16 protein-coding genes are annotated in these 19,636 nt (G+C 57.7%); 7 read left to right on the top strand and 9 right to left on the bottom strand.

The genetic code is table 11. The features are described from left to right. Positions 1-190 precede the first annotated feature (190 nt). Both HU806_RS01430 and HU806_RS01425 read left to right on the top strand, forming a co-directional pair. Positions 191-895 (top strand): TetR/AcrR family transcriptional regulator, encoded by a 705-nt coding sequence (locus HU806_RS01430; protein WP_186609393.1) that lies wholly within the window; start codon positions 191-193, stop codon positions 893-895. Next, positions 885-1,670, top strand: coding sequence for a pyrroline-5-carboxylate reductase family protein (locus HU806_RS01425; RefSeq protein ID WP_186609392.1), 786 nt, complete (start codon positions 885-887; stop codon positions 1,668-1,670). The genes HU806_RS01430 and HU806_RS01425 overlap by 11 nt, the downstream gene beginning before the upstream one ends. 65 nt (positions 1,671-1,735) lie before the next feature. Here HU806_RS01425 and HU806_RS01420 read toward each other — a convergent pair whose 3' ends face one another. Beyond that, positions 1,736-3,772 carry an NADH:flavin oxidoreductase gene (locus tag HU806_RS01420; RefSeq protein WP_186609391.1) on the bottom strand — a complete coding sequence of 679 codons (2,037 nt, stop codon included), beginning with the start codon at positions 3,770-3,772 and terminating at the stop codon, positions 1,736-1,738. A gap of 200 nt (positions 3,773-3,972) precedes the next feature. Between HU806_RS01420 and HU806_RS01415 the strand changes: the two genes are divergently transcribed. The 3 genes from HU806_RS01415 to HU806_RS01405 all read left to right on the top strand — a co-directional run bounded on the left by HU806_RS01415 (position 3,973) and on the right by HU806_RS01405 (position 6,787). Beyond that, positions 3,973-4,722, top strand: a complete 750-nt coding sequence (locus HU806_RS01415; protein ID WP_186609390.1) for an electron transfer flavoprotein subunit beta/FixA family protein — start codon at positions 3,973-3,975, stop codon at positions 4,720-4,722. After that, the gene (locus HU806_RS01410) at positions 4,722-5,657 is read left to right on the top strand and encodes an electron transfer flavoprotein subunit alpha/FixB family protein (RefSeq protein ID WP_186609388.1); all 936 of its coding nucleotides are present in this window, start codon (positions 4,722-4,724) and stop codon (positions 5,655-5,657) included. Before HU806_RS01415 ends, HU806_RS01410 begins: the two co-directional genes overlap by 1 nt. 230 nt (positions 5,658-5,887) lie before the next feature. Next, positions 5,888-6,787, top strand: coding sequence for a glycine betaine ABC transporter substrate-binding protein (locus HU806_RS01405; RefSeq protein WP_186609386.1), 900 nt, complete (start codon positions 5,888-5,890; stop codon positions 6,785-6,787). A gap of 160 nt (positions 6,788-6,947) precedes the next feature. On the opposite strand, the gene HU806_RS01400 is transcribed toward HU806_RS01405, so the two are convergent. The 8 genes from HU806_RS01400 to proV form a co-directional block, all read right to left on the bottom strand. After that, positions 6,948-7,901 (bottom strand): GlxA family transcriptional regulator, encoded by a 954-nt coding sequence (locus HU806_RS01400; protein WP_186609384.1) that lies wholly within the window; start codon positions 7,899-7,901, stop codon positions 6,948-6,950. Then, positions 7,898-9,259: a dimethylsulfonioproprionate lyase DddP gene (gene dddP, locus HU806_RS01395; protein ID WP_186609382.1), complete on the bottom strand. Its 1,362-nt coding sequence runs from the start codon at positions 9,257-9,259 to the stop codon at positions 7,898-7,900. Before dddP ends, HU806_RS01400 begins: the two co-directional genes overlap by 4 nt. A gap of 99 nt (positions 9,260-9,358) precedes the next feature. Beyond that, positions 9,359-10,849, bottom strand: coding sequence for an aldehyde dehydrogenase (locus HU806_RS01390; RefSeq protein ID WP_186609380.1), 1,491 nt, complete (start codon positions 10,847-10,849; stop codon positions 9,359-9,361). A 1-nt stretch (position 10,850) separates the two neighbouring features. Beyond that, positions 10,851-11,753 (bottom strand): dihydrodipicolinate synthase family protein, encoded by a 903-nt coding sequence (locus tag HU806_RS01385; RefSeq protein ID WP_186609378.1) that lies wholly within the window; start codon positions 11,751-11,753, stop codon positions 10,851-10,853. Positions 11,754-11,894: 141 nt separating this feature from the next. Then, positions 11,895-13,214 (bottom strand): NAD(P)/FAD-dependent oxidoreductase, encoded by a 1,320-nt coding sequence (locus HU806_RS01380; protein WP_186609376.1) that lies wholly within the window; start codon positions 13,212-13,214, stop codon positions 11,895-11,897. A gap of 205 nt (positions 13,215-13,419) precedes the next feature. Next, positions 13,420-14,448: a glycine betaine/L-proline ABC transporter substrate-binding protein ProX gene (gene proX / locus HU806_RS01375; protein ID WP_186609374.1), complete on the bottom strand. Its 1,029-nt coding sequence runs from the start codon at positions 14,446-14,448 to the stop codon at positions 13,420-13,422. Between the two features lie 59 nt (positions 14,449-14,507). Beyond that, entirely contained in the window at positions 14,508-15,461 is a 954-nt protein-coding gene (proW, locus tag HU806_RS01370; protein ID WP_186609372.1) for a glycine betaine/L-proline ABC transporter permease ProW, read from the bottom strand. Between the two features lie 94 nt (positions 15,462-15,555). Next, the gene (gene proV, locus HU806_RS01365) at positions 15,556-16,716 is read right to left on the bottom strand and encodes a glycine betaine/L-proline ABC transporter ATP-binding protein ProV (RefSeq protein WP_186609370.1); all 1,161 of its coding nucleotides are present in this window, start codon (positions 16,714-16,716) and stop codon (positions 15,556-15,558) included. 333 nt (positions 16,717-17,049) lie between these two features. Between proV and HU806_RS01360 the strand changes: the two genes are divergently transcribed. Further along, positions 17,050-18,018, top strand: coding sequence for a LysR family transcriptional regulator (locus tag HU806_RS01360; protein ID WP_186609368.1), 969 nt, complete (start codon positions 17,050-17,052; stop codon positions 18,016-18,018). 263 nt (positions 18,019-18,281) lie between these two features. Then, positions 18,282-19,517 (top strand): aromatic ring-hydroxylating oxygenase subunit alpha, encoded by a 1,236-nt coding sequence (locus tag HU806_RS01355; RefSeq protein ID WP_186609366.1) that lies wholly within the window; start codon positions 18,282-18,284, stop codon positions 19,515-19,517. Positions 19,518-19,636 lie beyond the last annotated feature (119 nt).

Raw genomic sequence — 19,636 nt, 5'->3', positions numbered from 1 at the left:
GGAGCGAATACTTATCCAGGCGTGCCACGCCGACAAACCATTTAAAGTCACCGAGTCATGAGTTTTTCTCATTAATGGATTGAGGGCGCAGGCGGGAGAATTAGCGATGAGTCAAGCAACTGTACTCAGGTGTACATTCAGGAGGCATCCGAGTACATTCGTCGAAGGTTTTTTCACAAGGTGACGCAGGATGCCCCAGGTAGGGAAGGCACGTGGCAAGGCCCAGGACGCAGGTTGGCGAGGGTCGCCCGAAGGGTGGCTGGAAGCGGCCTACGAGGCTTTGAAAGAATCCGGCATCGACGCGGTCAGGGTCATGCCATTGGCCAAGCGCCTGGGTTTGTCACGCACCAGTTTCTATTGGTTTTTCGAAGACCGCGAACAGCTGCTCGCGGCCTTGCTGTCGCGCTGGCGGGAAACCAATACGGGTGGCTTGATCCGGCAAAGCGAAAGCTATGCCGAGAGCATTTCCGAAGCGATCCTGAATGTCTTCGAATGCTGGCTCAATCCCCAACTGTTCGACTCGCAGTTCGAATTCGCCGTGCGCAGTTGGGCGCTTCAGTCCGCTGAAGTGGCTCGAGAGGTCGCGGTGGTGGACGAGCAGCGAATGAGCGCCCTGGCGAACATGTTCAAGCGCTTTGGCTACGACAGCCAGGGCGCCGACGCACGGGCCCGAACAATCTACCTGACGCAGATCGGCTACATCACCATGAACACCACTGAGCTGATCACGGTGCGTTTCCAGCGCATTCCCCATTACGTCAGTATTTTTACCGGCAAGGTTCCCAAGCAACGTGAGCTGGACCGGTTCTACGGCAAATTCGGCTATGCCGAAAAGGAGCCGGGAGTCTTTGTTCCTTTGGCGGACACGTTCGAAGGAAACACCGATGATCAATGAGACCCTGGGAATCATTGGCGGAACCGGCTGGTTGGGCGGTGCGATTGCCAAGGCGACCTTGGCGAAGGGGCTGGTGCCGGCGGGAAACCTGATGATCTCCAATCGCTCGGGAAACCACCCGTTGGCGCAACAAGGCGCTCGCCTGGTCACGGACAATCAGGACCTGGTGGATCGCAGCGACGTCGTGATCATCGCGGTGCGCCCTGAGCATTTCGCCAGTCTGGGCATCGATGCGACGGGCAAAACACTGATCTCGTTGATGGCCGGAATCACGGTGCAGTCGATTACTGCACAGACCTCGGCTTCAGCAGTCGTACGGGCGATGCCCAACGCGGCGGTGGAGATCGGCCAGTCGTTTACGCCTTGGTATTGTTCGGGCGGGGTCGAGGCGACAACGAAAAGCCTTGTGCAGCGATTGTTCGAATGCGTGGGTACGGCAGCTGAGGTTCAGGAGGAGGACTTCATTGATTACTTGTCCGCACTCTCGGGCACCGGTCCGGCCTTTCCGGCCTTGCTGATGACCGCGTTGGCCAATCAGGCGACGGCAGCCGGCATCCCTGGCGACATCGCACAGCTCGCCGCGAAAAATGTCGTAATCAACAACAGTCAATTGCTGGCGAGCCGCGACGCCCAGCAAATGATCGACGCTTTGGTCGCCTACCGTGGTGTAACGGCCGCGGCCTTGCTGGCGATGACCGAGGGGCATTTTGAGGAGCAGGTCGCAAGGGCGTTGCAGGCAGGTGCCAGCGTGGCTCGCAAGGGGCTTCAAGCCTGATAAAACGAAGCCCTTCACCAGCGCATAAAAAAATGCCCCTGATCCCTGGGATCAAGGGCGCGACTTCAAATGTCTTTCACCAGCCGCAACGCATCGTAGATCGCCGCATGGGTATTGCGCGCCGACACCGCGTCGCCGATCCGGAACAACTGGAAACGGCCTTCGGGGTTGGTCACGATATTCTGGGTTTTCCCGGCAATCAGATCGTGTTGTTCGACCGCACCGTTGTTGCTCGAATGCGGGCGCAATTCGAAATACAGGTCGTCCAGGGGCAGGGTGCCGTGGTTGACCACCACCTGATCGACCACGCGCTGCTTGTGCACCTGCCCGTAGTCGCTGCCGAAATTGACCACCAGGCGACCGTCGCGTTTCTCCACGGAGTCAACCCGATAGGTGACAGTGAAAGTGACGTCCAGGTCCTGCAGGCTGCGCATGTACGGCACCAGGTTCATCGCCATCACCTCCGGCGCAAATGACCGGTCTGGCGTGACGATTTCCAGTTTTGCGCCGCTGTTGGCAATCACTTCCGCCGCTTGCAGCGCCGCATGGTCACCCGCGTCGTCGAAAATCAGCACGTTCTGGCCAGGCTTGATGTCGCCGGAAATGATGTCCCAGGTCGACACCACCAGTTCGTTGCCGTGCTTGAGCACCTCGGTGTGGGGTAGGCCGCCCGTGGCGACGATCACCACGTCAGGTTCCTCGGCCATGACCGTGTCGGCTTCGGCCCAGGTGTTGAACTGGAATTTCACGCCCAACCGTTCGCATTGCGTCATGCGCCAGTCGATGATGCTGATCATCTCGCGCCGCCGCTCGCTCTGCGCGGTCAAGCGGATCTGCCCACCTGGTTGATCCGCGACTTCGAACACCGTGACCTGGTGGCCACGTTCGCCGGCCACCCGTGCCGCCTCCAGGCCCGCCGGGCCGGTGCCGATCACCACCACCTTGCGCTTGACCGCTGCCTTGGGGATGTCGTGGGGCATGGTGGTTTCGCGCCCGGTGGCGGCGTTGTGGATGCAATACGCGGCGCCGCCCTGGTAGATGCGGTCAAGGCAGTAATTGGCGCCCACGCATGGGCGGATTTCCTCTTCACGTTTTTCGATGATCTTGCGCACGATGTGCGGGTCGGTCATGTGCGCGCGGGTCATGCCGATCATGTCGACCTTGCCGGAGGCGATGGCGTGCCGCGCCGTGGCAACGTCCGGAATCTTGGCCGCATGGAATGTCGGGAAGCCCGTAGCGGAGCGAATCTCGCCGGCGAAATCCAGGTGCGGCGAGTTGCGCATGCCTTGGATCGGAATCACGTCGGTGAGGCCGGCATCGGTATCGATGTGCCCGCGAACGACGTTGAGGAAGTCCACCAGGCCGCTGTCCTTGAGCATGTGGGAAATCTGCAGGCCGTCGCTGGCGCCAAAGCCGCCGGGCAGGTCTTCGTCACCGGTGTAGCGCACCCCGAGCAGGAAATCCTCACCGCAGCGCTGGCGGATACCGCGCAACACCTCGAAGGTGAAGCGCATGCGGTTTTCCAGCGAACCACCGTAAGGGCCATCCAGATCGTTGGTCAGTGGCGACCAGAATTGATCCATGAGGTGTCCGTACGCCTGCAGTTCCAAGCCATCGAGACCGGCGGCCTTCATGCGTTCGGCGGCGTCCACGTAATCCTTGACGATCCGATCGATGTCCCAGTCTTCCATCTTTTTCGGAAAGGCCCGGTGAGACGCTTCGCGGCGATGGGACGGCGAGACGACCGGCAGCCAGTCAGCCTTGTCCCAGCGGGTGCGCCTGCCCAGGTGGGTCAGTTGGATCATCACCGCCGCGCCGTGTTCGTGGCATTCGTCGGTGAGGTCCTTCATCCATTTGACCACTTCGTCCTTGTACGCCAGCACGTTGTTGAACACCGGCGGGCTGTCCCGTGAAACCGCAGCGGAGCCCGCGGTCATGGTCAGCGCAACGCCGGCTTTCGCCCGTTCGACGTGATAAGCGCGGTACAGATCCTTAGGCATCCCGTCGACTGGGTATGCCGGCTCATGGGACGTGGTCATGATCCGATTCTTGAGGGTCAGGTGCTTGATCTTGTAGGGCTGCAGGAGAGGATCGCTGGACATGGTGTTGCTCCGGGAACAAAACATCAGGCTTGGTTTTGACATAACGGTAGATTGAATGTTCATGTGTGTCAACGATTGAGACACAGGTGTACATTTTTCTTGCGTGGCGGAAAAACCAGGATTACCATCCAGTCGAAACAGGGGTGCTCCAGGTCGTCCAGCCGGTCACCCCAGGCATACATCCAGAGTGCGAGGCGGCCATGAAAGTGCTCGTTGCGGTAAAGCGTGCCATCGACCCGAATGTGAAAGTCCGGGTGAAAGCTGACGGTTCAGACGTCGAGCTCAATGGCGTGAAGATGGCCTTGAACCCGTTCTGCGAGATCGCGGTGGAAGAGGCGATTCGCCTCAAGGAGAAAGGGCTGGCATCCGAAGTGGTTGTGGTCTCGGTGGGCACTTCAGCCGCCCAGGAACAACTGCGCACGGCATTGGCACTCGGTGCGGACCGGGCGCTGCTGGTGGAGACGAATGCGCCACTCGAGCCACTCAACGTCGCCAAGTACCTGAGCAAAGTGATCGATCAGCAAAAGCCGCAACTGATCCTGTTCGGCAAACAGGCCATCGACCAGGAGAACAACCAGGTCGGGCAAATGGTCGCGCAGTTGATCGGCAGCGGTCAGGCCACTTACGCCTCTGCAATCAATCTGGTCGACGGGCAATGGATCGTCGAACGTGAAGTCGACGGTGGCAGCCAGGTGGTCGCGCTTGAAATGCCGGCCGTGGTGACTTGCGACTTGCGCCTGAACCAGCCGCGCTACGCGTCGTTGCCGAACATCATGAAAGCCAAGAAAAAACCGCTTGAAGTCATTGCCGCCGACACCTTGGGCGCGAGCGTGAAGGAACACGCTCGATTATTAGGGGTTGTCCCGCCTGCGGTGCGCAAAGCGGGAATCAACGTCAGTTCGGTGGCCGAGCTGGTGGATAAACTGAAGAACGTTGCGGGGGTGATTTGATGCGCACATTGGTGATCGCCGAGCACAGTGCAGGTCAATTGACGGCAGGTACATGGAGTGCCGTGACCGCCGCCATTGCGCTGGGTGCCGAGACGGATTTGCTGGTGATGGGCGGGGCGGATGCGGCGACGGTAGCGCAACAGGCAGCATTGGCCCAGGGCCTGGACCGGGTGCTGCTCGCACAAGGGACGATGTTCGAAAACGCCCTGGCGGAAAATGTCCAACCGCTGATGACTTCGCTGGTGGCCGAGGGGTATACGCACGTCGTTGCCGACGCCAGCAGCATGGGGCGCAATCTGCTGCCGAGGGTCGCGGCCAGCCTGGATGTCGGCATGCTGTCCGACGTCACCTACATCGTTTCGGCGGACACCTTCCAGCGTCCCATTTACGCCGGCAATGCGATCGCCACGGTCCAGTCCCTTGATCCGATCAAGTTGCTGACGGTTCGCGCTTCGGCGTTCGCCCAGGCCTTATCCCGTGAGCATCCCTGTGAAGTGCTGGCGGTGGAGGGCGGGCAAAGTGCAAGCAACGTGCGCTTCGTCAGTGAACAACTGACCGTCAGCGAAAGGCCCGACCTGGCGAGCGCCCGCGTCGTCGTGTCCGGTGGCCGCGGCATGCAGAGCAAAGAGAATTTCGCCCTGATCGAACGCGTGGCCGACAAGCTCGGCGGCGCCGTAGGGGCCTCCCGGGCTGCTGTGGATTCGGGGTTTGCGCCCAACGATTTGCAGGTTGGGCAGACCGGCAAAATCGTCGCGCCAGAGCTTTATATCGCCGCTGGTATCAGCGGGGCCATTCAGCATCTGGCGGGCATGAGTGGTTCAAAGGTCATCGTCGCGATCAACCAGGACGCTGAGGCGCCGATTGCGCAAGTGGCGGATTACATGCTGGTGGCGGACTTGTTCGAAGCACTGCCGGCGCTCGAAAAGGCATTGTGAATTCAAGACGTTAAACGACGAACCCGTGGCGAGGGAGCAAGCTCCCTCGCCACGGGTTTATCGACAACCTTGAAAGATTCAACCCGCCAACGGGCGGAGGAGGGTAGGCCACACTCGATAGCCGTGATTTTCATAATTAGAACTTACCCATGGCCGTGCGCGGTCGCGATGGGAAATGAATGCTTCTACTGCCCTGCCAATAACTATTAATACAGTCTGCGGAGATGCACATGATGACGTTATCCAATAAAACTTTTATCGGCTGGTTTGCGGGCCTTGCATTGGCCTGTGGCAGTCTGATCGCCCACGCCGAGGAACCCACGCCCATTCGTATCGGTTGGGTGAATTGGTCGGATACGGAAATAGCGGTAAAGCTGGCCGATACAGCATTGCGCGACCACTTGAAGCAACCGGTCAAATTGGTGCTCGCCGATATTGGCATTCAGTTCCAGGCCTTGGCCAACGGCAATATCGACCTGATCCCGATGGTTTGGCTGCCGAGCACTCACAAGTCGTTTTATGACAAGTACAAGGACAAACTCGAAGACCTCGGCGTGCTGTATGAAGGTCGGATCGGCATGGCGGTGCCTACGTCCATTCCTACCAGCGAGATCGCCAGTGTCGAAGACCTCAACAAACCTGAAGTGCGGGAAAAACTCGGCGGCAAGATCCTTACCTCGGAAGTGGGCAATGGTCAGTACAAACTGACGGAAAAGGCCATCAAGGAATACAAGCTCGAAGGCTACAAGATGGTCGCCTCTTCAGAGTCCGGCATGTTGAGCGAGCTGGATCGCAACCTCAAGCGTGACAAGTGGTCGTTGGTCAACGCCTGGAGCCCGCACTGGATGTTCGCCAAATGGCCGTTGCGCTATCTGGATGATCCCAAGCAGATATTCGGTGGCGCCGAGCAGATTCACGCCGTCGCCCGCAAAGGCTTCAGCGCCGAGCATCCCGATGTCGCCCGGTTCTTCGCCAACTTCAAGATCCCCAAGGCCGACCTTGAGAAGTTGATGGCGAGCGCCCGTGACAGTTCGGCAGACAAGGTCGTTGCCGAGTACTACGCCGCCAACAAGCCTCGTTTCGAAGCGATGTTCGGCAGCCAGACGGCTTCTGCGACACCGGCCCGGTGATGGCCGCTGTCCGATAGTTGTGTTGCCATCCGATGCCCTTGGTGAAGGGCATCGGATGCATCGAACGAATATGCCTTGGCAGTCGCAAACGGGGGAAATCGGTAGCCTTCGTGCAACAGGCGAGATTGCGCCGTGAAGCCTGGCGCCTCATCGGCCGACGCTATATTTCGTAACGACTTTCCTTTGAGGGCGGACAACCGAAGAGCGTGCTGTAGCACTTGCTGAAGTGAGGGGTGGAGACGAAACCGCAGGCAATGGCGACGTCAGTGACGGTCAACCTGGAGTTCTGCAGCAGGCGCCGTGCTTCGGTCAGCCGAAGTTCCAGATAGTACCGTTGGGGAGACATATTGATTTGTTTTCGAAACAGACGTTGGATCTGGCGCTTGGAAAGTTGAACGCATTGGGCGAGCAGATCCAGGCCCAGTGGTTCTTCAAGATTACACTCCATCAATGCAATGACTTCTCGCAGGGATGCACTGACTTTGCGGTCCAGCACCTTTGCCGAGGTACGGAATCGAGATTCATGGTCCAGCAGGTCAAACACCGCATCCGCGACTTTCTGGTCGAGGGCAGCGTAAAGCCACTTCATCATGATCTGAAACGCGCCGGCAGGGTTTGATGCCGTGAATCGGTCCCTGTCGAACACTACTGTATCGAGCGTCACGGTGGTCTTCGGCGAACACTCTGACAGGGCCATTCGTTGTTCGGCATGAATAGCGCATCGGTAACCATCCAGCAGTCCGGCCTTGCCCAAGTACCAGGCGCCGTTCCATAACCCGCCGAGCGCAATGGGCAGGTTCGCCAGCTTGGTCAGCAGCGTTACCAGCCCACCGGGAAGTACCCTCGGCGTGCGTAGCCCGCCGCAGACAATCATCAAGTCCAGCGCCGCGATCCTGATGTCGGTCAACGGTGTGTCCGGCCTGATGGGGATTGCCAGGTCGCTGATCACTTCAGAGTCGTTGCGACTGAAGGTATGGATTCTTATCGAGCCGGGCTGAATCAGGTTGGCGGTGACCAGCACGTCCAGGCAATGAGTGAAACAGGTCAGGGAAAAGTTATCGAGCAGCAGGAATCCCACGCTCGATGTTTTCTGGGGCTCAATCATCGGGTTCATGACGTGTGCTTCGTATCCCGCAGGAAACTCTCATCGAAAGGGTAGTGGGTGAGTAACTCATAACCGGTCTGGGTCACCAGCAATTGGTTCTCCAGTTTGATGCCATCCCGTCCGCCCACCTCGCCCACGTACGCCTCTACGCACAGGGTCATGCCCGGCTGCAGTTCGCCCTCGTATCCGTAGGATTCCAAATCCTCTGGGTAGCGAATGCTCGGGTATTCATCACACAGGCCGACGCCGTGATAAAGCACGCCATAGCGTTGGGCCCGGCACGGTTCGGGCAGCCGGTGCGCCTTGGCGGTCAGCTCGGTGAAGCGTACGCCCGGCTTGATCAACTCGGTGTTATGGACGATATGGTCATGGGCGATCCGGTACAGGCGCTTCTGTTCGGCCGTAGGTTCCAGTCCCCCACAGATCCAGCTGCGGGACATGTCCACGCACATGCCGTAGGTGCCGATCAGATCCGTGTCGAAGGACAGCAGGTCGCCGTCGCTCAACACCCGTGGGCCAGACTCCTGGAACCAGGGGTTGGTGCGAGGACCGGAACTGAGGATGCGCGTCTCGATCCATTCGCCTCCGCGGCGGATATTGCCGGAGTGCAAAGCGGCCCAGACATCGTTTTCGGTCGCGCCGGCACGCATTGCCCGGTGCATTTCGGCCACTGCGGCTTCGCACGAAGCCACTGCGCAGCGCATCGCCTTGATTTCATCAGGGCCCTTGATCATGCGCGCGAACTCGGTGACTTCCTGGCCGCTGCAAAGCTCGATCGCCAGGGCATCCAATGCGCGCACGCCGGCGACTTCGATTCGATCGACCGCAAGCCGGCGGTTGGCTCCGGCGTGTTGGCGCAGCAACTCGTCGATTTGCGCGGCGAAATGCCTGGCATGCCGATCCGTGTGCTCACCGGTCTCGAAAAAGAAAAACGATGCGCCGCTGCGCAACTCGGTAACCAGTGGCAGGTGGGCGGAAAGGTGATCGCAGCCATGGAAATCCCACAAAACAACATGCCCGCTGGCGGCGACGAAGCATGCCCGTGCGGGGTTATGCGTCGTCCACAGCTGCATGTTGGTGGTATCGGTCGCGTAGCGGATATTCAGTGGGTCGAATAACAGAATGCCGCCCAGGTCACGGGCGACCAATTGATCCACGATCCGTTGCAATCGGTACGTACGCAAGGTAGGTAAATGGGGCGGCTCCAGGCCCAAGCTCTCCCACTCGGAAAAAGCCAGGGGAGTGGGGCCGATTTCGACACGGTCGTTGTCATTGACGGAGCCGTCTTTTTTTAATGCGGTCGCGCGCTGCCTGGCGGGGTCGATGCGCCGTGCATTGGCTGGAACTGGAAAAGGTGAAGTGGTCATGGTGGGATCCATACGCTTGGACACCTAAGCCGATCACCGCTTGCGTGGAGCGGTGACCGGTGTGCTGAACGCTGTCAGTACTGCCCGTGCTCGATCAGGTTACGAAGCATCGATCCAGATAGTTTTCAGCTCGGTGTACTGATCGTGGGCCCAGACGGATTTGTCGCGTCCGCCAAAGCCAGACTCCTTGTAGCCGCCGAACGGCGTGGAGGCGTCGCCCTCACCGAAACAGTTGACCGTGACCACGCCCGCGCGAATCTCCCGCGACAGGCGCAAGGCGTTACGCAGGCTGCCGGTATAGGCGGATGCCGCCAGGCCGTAGACCGTGTCATTGGCAAGCTCGATGGCTTCGTCGATCGTGCTGAAGCTGGTCACGCTGAGTACCGGCCCGAAGATCTCCTCGATAAACAGGCGACTGTCACGTTCGACGCCGTCGATGATCGTTGGCTGTACGAACACGCCGGACTCGGTCTCGCCACCTTGCATCACATTGAGTTTCTGCTCGGCGGCGTATTCCAGATAAGAACGGACTTTGTCGAAATGGGTTTTGCTGATCATGGCGCCGAGGCGATTTTCGGGATCCAGCGGGTCACCCATTTTCCAATCGCGCAGATGCTTGCCGATCAGTTGCAGCAGCTCATCCTTGACGTCTTGATGGACGATCAGCCGTGAGGAGGCCGAGCAGTTCTCGCCCATGTTCCAGAACGCGCCGGCCGTCACATACTGGGCAACCTGATCCAGGTCTTCGCAGTCATTCATTACCACGGCGGGGTTTTTACCCCCCAGTTCCAGCACGACGCGCTTGAGGTTCGACTCGGACGCGTATTTGAGGAACAACCGGCCCGTGTCGGTAGAACCGGTGAAGCTGACCATCGCCACATCCATGTGCCGACCGATTGGCTCGCCCGCCTCCCGGCCGCCGCCAGGGGTGATGTTGAATACGCCTGGCGGAATACCGGCCTGATGGGCCAGCTCGGCAACACGCAGCGCCGTCAGGGTGGTTTCCTTGGCCGGTTTGACCACGATGGAACAGCCGGCGGCCAAGGACGGACCAATCTTCCAGGCCAGCATCAACAGTGGGAAATTCCACGGCAGGACCAGGCCGACGACACCGATCGCTTCGCGCACCACCAAGGTGACCGCACCGTGACCGGTCGGCGCGGTGCTGTCGTATACCTTGTCGATCAACTCCGCATGCCAGCGCAGGGTATGGATCGTGTCGGGCACATCGACGTTCTGGCATTCGCTGACCGGCTTGCCGCTGTCCAGGCTTTCCAGCACGGCGAGCTCGTGGGCGTTGTCTTCCAGTAACTGGGCGAAACGCAGGAGCACCTGCTTGCGTGCGCCGGGCGAGAGCTTGTGCCAGCGACCATCCTCGAAGGCTTGCTTGGCAGCCGCCACGGCAACATCGACGTCACGGCTATCGCACGCCGCGATCTCTGCAAGCTGTTCACCGGTGGCCGGGTTCGTCGTGATGAAAGTTTTGCCAGAGAGGGCATCACGGAACTCGCCGTTGATGAACGCCTGGGTAGGAAACTGCAACTGGGCGGCGATGGCCGCGTACTGTTCTTTGCTCAGTAAATCAGCCATTTCAGGCACCTCCAGTTATCTGCGCGATGTTGCGCTTGAGCTCGGTGACGACGCCTTGCAGCGCCTGCTTTTCCTCAAGGTCCAGGCCGTGCAGGGGGGCGCGCAGGCCACCGGTGCGCAAGCCGTTCAGTTCACACCCGTACTTGATGGACTGGACAAACTTTCCGCCTTCCAGAAAGTCCATCAGCGGCATCATCGCCGCCATGATGCGGCGGCCTTTGTCGAAGTCTTTCTCGACCACGCAGGCCTCATACAGCGCGACGTGCTCGCGGGGGATGAAATTGGAACCGGCACACACCCAACTGCGGGCGCCCCAGGCGAAAAACTCCAGGGCTTGATCGTCCCAGCCGCAAGACAGGGCGATGTGCGGGTATTTGCAGGCCAAACGGTGCATCTGGGCCATGTCACCGGAGCTTTCCTTGATGGCGACGATGTTTTGCACATCGCGGACTTCATCAAGGAATTCCTCGCCCATGCTCACGCTCATGCGGCCTGGATAGTTGTAAAGCATGATGGGGAGGCCGGCGGCGCGGTCCACCGCCTTGACATGCAGGGCGATCTCTTTTTGCGTCGGCAGTGCATAGGGTGGCGAGCCAACCAACAACGCATCGGCCTTGATGGCCTTCGCCGCTTCGGCGTAGGCGACCGAGTCTTCAGTGCGGATGGCGCCGGTACCGACGATCAACGGCAGACGACCGCGCAGGACGTCCTTGGCCTGGGCGGCCAGGTCGAAACGCTCCTGAGCGGTGTGGGCATAATATTCGCCGGTTGAGCCGCCGATTATGATGCCGTGCACCCTGGAGTCGACCAGATACTCCAGGACTTCGGCGAAGGCGGTCTTATCGATACTGCCGTCAGAGGTCAGCGGCGTAACGGCCGGTGTGTAAATGCCTTCGAATTTCATTGATCTCGCTCCAGTTAGTGTCACTGCCTATCAAGCGGCGCCAGCTCGATAGAGCCAGCGCAGCCAATTTTTAAACCAAGGGAGGCCGCGTGTTGAAAGTCGAATGAACGACTTCAAGTTCTTCAAGTTTGTCGGGCCGGATCAACTTTCTTTACCCGCTCGGTATTGCCCCCAGCGCAAACTTATATTGACGCCTGCTGAAACCAGCGGTGCGGGTGGGTTAGGGCAGGGGCCGGGTGATTTCAAGACGAAATCAATGAGCTCGGAGTGTTCTCCAGCCAGCCAATCAGCCAATAGTTTGCCGGTCGCCGTCCCGCGGGTAACACCTAGTCCGTTGCAGCACAGTGCCCCATAGACGTTAGGTGAAAGTTCGCCGAAATACCCCATATGGTTCCGTGAAAGAGCCAGTGCGCCGCCCCAGGTATATTCGAAGTTCATGTCAGGCAGCATGGGAAAGCGCTGCTCGAAAGATGCCTGGTGCCGGGCGACAAAACGTTTCAAGTATTTTGAATCGCTGCGGCCGTCCGGGTTAAAACTGAAACTATTACGGATCAAAAGACGGTTATCCGGTGTGCGACGTACCGTGGTACCGAATGGATCCGCAGGAATGACACCCCAATAAGGCCGGCCACCGAGGCGAGCTTGTTCTTGCTCGGTCATGGGGCGGGTCAGGCTGGCATAGGTGAACACCGGTAGCATGCGGCCCTTCAGGAATCCGAAACTCATGCCAAAGGCATTATTGGTCAGGATCAGTTTGTCGGCGGTGATTGAACCCGCGGCGTGCTTGAGTACCGTCTTGGTGCCGTATTCCACATGGGTGATCGCAGTGTTTTCATATAAGGTCACGTTACTGGGGAGGCTGTCGGCCAAGCCTTTGACCAGCGCCGAGGGCTGAAGCAAAGACGTCCCCGGCGTAAATAACGCTTTGCGGTAGAAATGCGTGCCGATATGTTCGGGCAGTTCGCTGGCCTCGATCATCTGGTAGGGCTGATCGAGTTTATCGAGTCCGCGGCGGTAGGCCTCCAGGACGGCGATGCCTCGTGGTTCAACGGCGGCCTGGTATTTGCCGCAATGTTTCATTTGGCAATCGATGCCGTGGCGTTCAACCAACTCTTTTAAATAACCCAAACCACTGAGATTAAGTTTCAGCGTTGTTTTGGCCGTGGCGATATCGCCAATGTAATCCTCAGCGGCGATGTCATGTGGCAGGTCGATAGCGAACCCGGCATTACGACCGGAAGTTCCAAAGCCCACTTCCTGGGCGTCGATCAACACGATCTGATCGTCGGGGAAGTGAGTGGCGAGTTGACGGGCGGCGGCAAGCCCTGTGAAGCCGGCACCGACAATGGCCCAACGGGCGCTGCCATGGCCTTGATGGGCGGGCCTGATCTGGCGCCCCTTGCTCAAGTGATACCACCCGCAAGATTGATCATCGGCAGGTAACGAAGAGACTTTCAACATTTCAAGATCCTGTTCATTCAACCGATCCGACGCCAGTCATGCAAAAAAGGGTGCTCGATAACTTCACGTGAGCTGAGTATCCAACGGACGTAAGTGTTAAGACTTTGCAGTTCAGTTAACGCTGTTGTGAGGCGAAGTGCTGCTACTAACGCAATGTTATTAAAGGACGGGGCAGTCATCGACGTGCCCCACCTCGATAGGCTTATTATTTGCTGGCTTGTGTCGCCGCTGCGCGTGCTGTTTGCAACCATGCATCAAACTGCTGGCGATGGGCGGCTACCCATTCCTTGGCATGACGGCGGATATCCGCAGGTTTTTTCTCGCCCTGTTGCATTTTCAAGTTCTGGGCACTTTCGTCGGCCGTGGTAATTTGCATTACCGAAAGGAACTTCAAGGCCGCCGGATTTTTCTCGGCGAAGTCTTTGCTCAGCACGGCCTCGACTTTATCTACCGCAAAGCCGAGATTCTTGCCCTTGTACAGGGTGTCGACAGTATTGTTGCCATCAGGCAAGTCGGTATTCGGTACTTCCAGCCATACCACGTCCTTGTCTTCGACCAAAACAGTGGCGATCCACTGTGGGACCCAAGTGAAGTAGAGAATCGGCTGCCCTTCCTTATAACGAGTGATGGTGTCCGCCATCAGTGCGAAATAAGAACCCTGGTTGACGTTTATCGATTTTTCGAGGCCATAAGCCTTCATGTGATGAGCGATAACCAGCTCGCAGCCCCAGCCGGGATTGCATCCCGTCATGTCTGCCTTGCCGTCGCCGTTGGTGTCGAACAGTTTGGCGATTTCGGGTTTTTTCAGGTCGGTGATGTATTTGATGCCATGGGCGTCAGCAGTCTTTTTGTCGATCAAATAACCTTGGAGTACGCCGGGCATGATGTCGCCCGCCTTGACCATGGTCTTGTCGCCCCCGGCCTGCTGGTAGAACTTATCGTGCAACTTGTCCCATAAGTGCACCGTAAAGTCCGCATCACCGCTACCCAGCGCCATCATCATGACGCCGTACTCGGTCTCCTTGGGTTCCTGCACCTTGTAACCCAACTCTCGAAGACCTTCCATCGCCACTTCACCGCGGAATCGTTCCTCAGCGATAGAAGGGAAGATGGGGGTGATCTTTACACCGTCGCCCGGTTGGTTGGCCGAGGCGTTCGCGCACAGGGACGTAGCCATAATGGCGAGGGTTGTAGCGCAATTGAGAATGCTGCGGGAAAGCTTGAATTCAGACATTGTCGCGTACCTTTTTTGGGTTTTTATCTTTCAAGTGCGGCAGATCTAACAGGAAGTTTTTAAGCGGCCTTGCTTCGCCCCGCAGGCTGTCGCGCGCCGAACAGGCGCAGCAGAAGACCTACGGGACCGGTGTGATACCAGCGCAGGCTTGGGTCGGCTCCGGTGCGCGCGCCCATGGCTTGGGTCAAGCGGTCAAGGAAGATGGCAAGCAGCACCAAGCCAGTCCCGCCGACCGTGGCCAAGCCCATGTCCAGGCGGCCGATGCCGCGCAGGACCATCTGGCCAAGGCCGCCCACCGAGATCATCGACGCAATGACCACCATCGATAGCGAGAGCATCAGGGTCTGGTTGAGTCCCGCCATGATGGTGGGGGTCGCCAGCGGCAACTGGACGCGGGTCAGCATCTGCCGAGGCGTGCAGCCAAACGCGCGGGCCGCTTCTATCTTGTCTTCCGGGACCTGGCGGATGCCCAGGTTCGTCAGGCGCACCAGAGGGGGGAGGGCGAAGACAATGGTCACCAGGATGCCCGGCACGTTGCCGATGCCGAACAGCATGACGACAGGGACCAGATAAACGAACGCCGGCAATGTCTGCATGGCATCGAGTACGGGCCGCAAGATCCTTTCCAGGTTGTCGCTACGGGCGCAGAGAATACCCAGGGGTATACCCAGCAAGGCGCAAAAGAATACTGAAGTCAGTACCAGCGCCAGCGTGGTCATCGACTCGGACCAGACACCGATAAGGCCCAGCAGCGTGAGCGTCACAAAACACAGCAGAGCCATGCGTTTACCGGCTAGCTGCCATCCCAGCAAGGAAGACAGAATGATCCCGATGCTGGGTGGGATGCTCTGCAACGTGTATTCGACGCCGTTCAGTACTTGGTCAATCGGCCAGCGGATGGCGCGGAACACATCGCGAAAGTTGTGCACCAGAAAATTCAGGGTGCTTTCCACCCAGTCACCCAATGGAATAGTGAGGACTTGAAACGGGTCGAGAAAACTGAACTCGGACATCAGGGCTTACCTCTTCATCATCACCGCAGCGGCGTTATGAAGGCCGCAGGTACTTCAGGTCAGGGACGCGCCAGCGTAGAAGGGCGCGCCTGTATTAATGGCGGCTCAGCGTTTGCAGTAACTCGCTTTTTGATAGCGTTCCGGTGAGGGCGCCCGAACGGTCGAGTACAGGGACCGGATAGGGCAGGTTGGCTGCGATTTCCAGTACTTCGTGCAGGGGGGTATCGGTAAATACGGGATGCTGTTGATGCTGGGTGTAATGCGTGCTGCCACCTACGCCGCCGGTATCGATATCCACGACCCCGAGCAGTTGCCCGCCTTCATCGATCAAGTAACCAAACGGTAGGCCGGCCTTGAACTGTGGCGCTTGGCCGTTCAGCTTGCGGACCCATTCGGGATCGAGCCTGGCCACGTCGCCTGCCTTGAGAATCCGCGAGCTGTCGAAGCCTTTGAAGAAGGTGCGGACATAATCATTGGCCGGTTGACTGATCAACTCTTGAGGAGTGCCGATCTGTACCACCTGGCCGCCCTCCATGATCGCGATGCGATGACCGATGCGAACGGCTTCCTCGATGTCGTGGGAAATGAAGATGATGGTTCGCTTCTGCTCGGCTTGCAGGCGAATGAGTTCTCCCTGCATCTCGCTGCGGATAAGCGGGTCCAGGGCGGAAAAGGCTTCGTCCATCAGCAGGATGGTCGGGTCGTTGGCCAGCGCACGGGCCAGGCCTACCCGCTGCTGCATACCACCGGAAAGTTGATGCGGATAACTGTGCTCCTGTCCGGCAAGGCCGACTTGACTGAGGGCTTCCCTGGCGCGGCTATGGCGTTCCTTTTCACCAATGCCGGAAATTTCCAGCCCAAAGGCGGTGTTTTCCAGGACGCTCATGTGCGGCATCAAGGCAAAGGATTGAAACACCATGCCCATCTCTTTGCGGCGGACATCCAGAAGGGCTTTATCAGCCAGCCCGGTAATTTCGCGGCCGTTCAGATAAATGCTGCCTGAAGTAGGCTCGATAAGACGGTTGAACAGTCGCACCATCGTCGACTTTCCAGAACCTGAGAGCCCCATGATCACAAAGATTTCGCCACGCTTGACCGCGAAACTGGCGTCGAAAACACCAATCACCTGGCCGGTTTTCTCAAAGACTTCTTTTTTGCTTGCTCCGGCGGCGAGCATTTTCATCGCCGTTTCAGGTTGTGCGCCAAATATTTTAAAAACGTTCTTAACAGAAATGATTTCGTCTGGACTCGTCATTGCGTCCCTCCTTTGCGTATAACGCTACACGCGCACGAAATCGAATTGAATTCGAGCGTTGGTAATTTAGGCGGGCAGTAATAAAGGATAGATCGGCGCATGACATGTACCTGTTTTTTATTGTTTGCCCTTGGGCTCGGGCTTTTTTTCAATCTATAAGTATCCTGATTTTAAATCCAACAACATTTACAGGGCTTTATGGATAACCTAACGTTATCGAGATCCGCCGAAACGACCGCCTTGGCCCAATCACGACGCTTTGGTTTGGCCTGGGCTAGGCTATTGGGTTACGCTCCGGCGCTTTCGCGGATGATAGGAGGATGAGGGCTTACCATGCTCAGCAGACACGTAGACCCCGATACATTGCTGCTTAGAATGCCTTCCCTTCGGGCTGTCAGAGCATTTGTCGCCGCCGCTAAATATGAAAGCTTCACACGGGCAGCGGAGGCGCTGTGCGTATCGCAAGCCGCGATCAGTCGGCAAATACGAGAGCTTGAGGACTCGTTGGGCGCCCAGCTGTTCATGCGTGCCGGGCGCACGGTAGAACTAACTGCCGAAGGAAAGATCTTTTTCGAAGCGGCGCAACTGTCGTTCGTTAATATTGCCCAGGCGGCTGAAAGGATTCGTACCGCGCCGACGCAGAAACATATCCTGACGGTTTGTTGCTCACCCGCATTCTCTGCATTGTGGCTATCGGAACATCTTCCAGAGTTTCGGGCGACGAATCCGGATATTGAGTTCAACCTGATCACGACGCAGAACTTTGTGAATATGGAGCCCGGCATAGAACCGGACATCATCATCTCGAAGATTAGCAAGGTGGGGGATGGGTATAAGAGTTATCAGTTGTGCCACGATATTATCTATCCCGTGTGCTCTCCAACGTTTTTGGATATGCATCCCGAACTGACCTCGCTTGAAGGGGTGCGTGATTCTTCGCTACTCAATCTAAGTCCCTATGGTCGGTCGGGCGTGGCTGAGCATGTGGACTGGGGGGTGTGGTTGGCTTTTCTGAACGTCGATATCGATGAGCGTCCCGCCGACTGCCCGCCTATTTTTCATGCCAATGATTACAACCTGATCATGAGCATGGTCTTGACCCATCAGGGCGTCGCACTGGGCTGGAACCAGCTTGTCGGGGCCATGGTCGAGAGAGGACAGCTTGTTCGCCCCGTCGAGCATCAGGTGACGCTTCGAAACAGTCTGCATTACGTGGCCTGCAATGAAAGGACCGAATACGAAGATGCCTGTCGGCGAGTGCGGGACTGGATTCTTTCGAAATTTTCCAGGTGGAGCGTATGAGTATTTAAGTCTTCTCGGTCGGTGGCGATTGTAAGCAACGTAGTGTCTGGATTCGGTGGGTCATAACGCTAAGTTATCAGTTGAGCGACGAAAATGTAGTTTTGCCGACTGGGCAGGCTGTCGTACCCTTAGTGTTAAACATGGCTAAAACATGCGTGTTAAACGGCTGCGTTGGAGGTTCTCCGCGCAGTATCCGTTGGCCATGGCAGCGTTTTCTGGGCGTACTTGCAATTAACCGTCAGGTTGATGTGCAGAGGATAATAATGAATATCAAAGCATCCGTGATCGACCTGATTCAAAAGCGTAAGGCGCGCCACGCGCTTCCCCGCGAATTGTATATTGAGCCTGAGGTTTTTCGTCAGGACCTTGAGCAAATCTGGCACAAGGATTGGATTTTTGCCGGGCATACCTTTGAACTTGAAAAAACCGGGCAATACTTGACACTGCAGATTGGAGACTACCCAGTCTTGATCATCAGGGATAAGAGCGGCCAGGTCCGGGCTTTTCATAATGCTTGTCGTCATCGAGGCTCAAAAGTTTGTGAGCACGCCCAAGGTAAAGTTGCCAAGCTGGTTTGCCCTTATCATAAGTGGACTTTCGAACTGGACGGCAGTCTTTTGTTTGCCGGTAATATGGGAGTCGATTTCGACAGGACGCAATACAACCTGAAACCTGTTCATTGTGAAATTGTTCATACGTACATTTATGTCTGTGTCGCTGACGAGGCGCCCGACTTCGAAAGTTTCAGGAGCTCTGTAAGTCCTTTCATAGCTCCGCATTTCCTGGATAACTGCAAGGTGGCTTTCGAGTCAAACCTCATAGAAAAGGGTAACTGGAAACTCGTGTTTGAAAACAACCGCGAGTGTTTCCACTGTGACGGTACGCATCCCGAGTTGATGAACTCTTTTGTCGAGAACCTTTCGGTGGCAGGCGTCGGGGGCGAAGATGATCCCGAACTGACTGCGCACTGGAATCGCTGCGAAGTCGCCGGTATGCCCAGCAAGTTGGTCATGGACCCGAATGGCCGTTTTCGTATGACACGCATTCCACTGTCCGCAGGCGCCGTGAGTTACACCATGGACGGTAAACCTGCTGTGGCGGGACGCTTGGATAAAAGCGGCGAGCCGGATATTGGCGCCTTGCTCTACTTCAACTACCCGTCCACCTGGAATCACTTTCTCGGCGATCACGCCTTGAGCTTCCGGGTACTCCCGATTGGCCCCGGCGAAACGCTTGTGACGACCAAATGGCTTGTACCCAATACCGCCGTTGAAGGTGTTGACTACGAAATTGATCGGCTGACGAAGGTTTGGCTTGCCACCAACGATCAAGACCGTCGTTTGGTAGAAGGCACGCAGGCCGGTGTGACCTCGCCGACTTACGAGCCGGGACCTTTTTCGGACATTGCGGAAAATGGTGTGTGCCAGTTTGATGACTGGTACTGCGAAACCATGCTGGCGCGCCTCCAGACCCAAATCCCACTTAAATCGGTGGGTTGATTTCCCGGCGACCGAGATTCCGGTCGCGCTGGAGTCTGACCTCGCCTGACGATGGCGCCTGGGCTTACGATCAGGCGAATGGCGTGTCGGGCGTGAATGATGCCCGTCGTCACGAAGCC

Origin of the sequence: Pseudomonas sp. SWRI154 (assembly GCF_014268645.1) — a bacterium.
GTDB lineage: Bacteria > Pseudomonadota > Gammaproteobacteria > Pseudomonadales > Pseudomonadaceae > Aquipseudomonas > Aquipseudomonas marvdashtae.
Note: the sequence above shows the minus strand (reverse complement) of the source record. Positions and strands in the feature narration are given on the sequence as shown.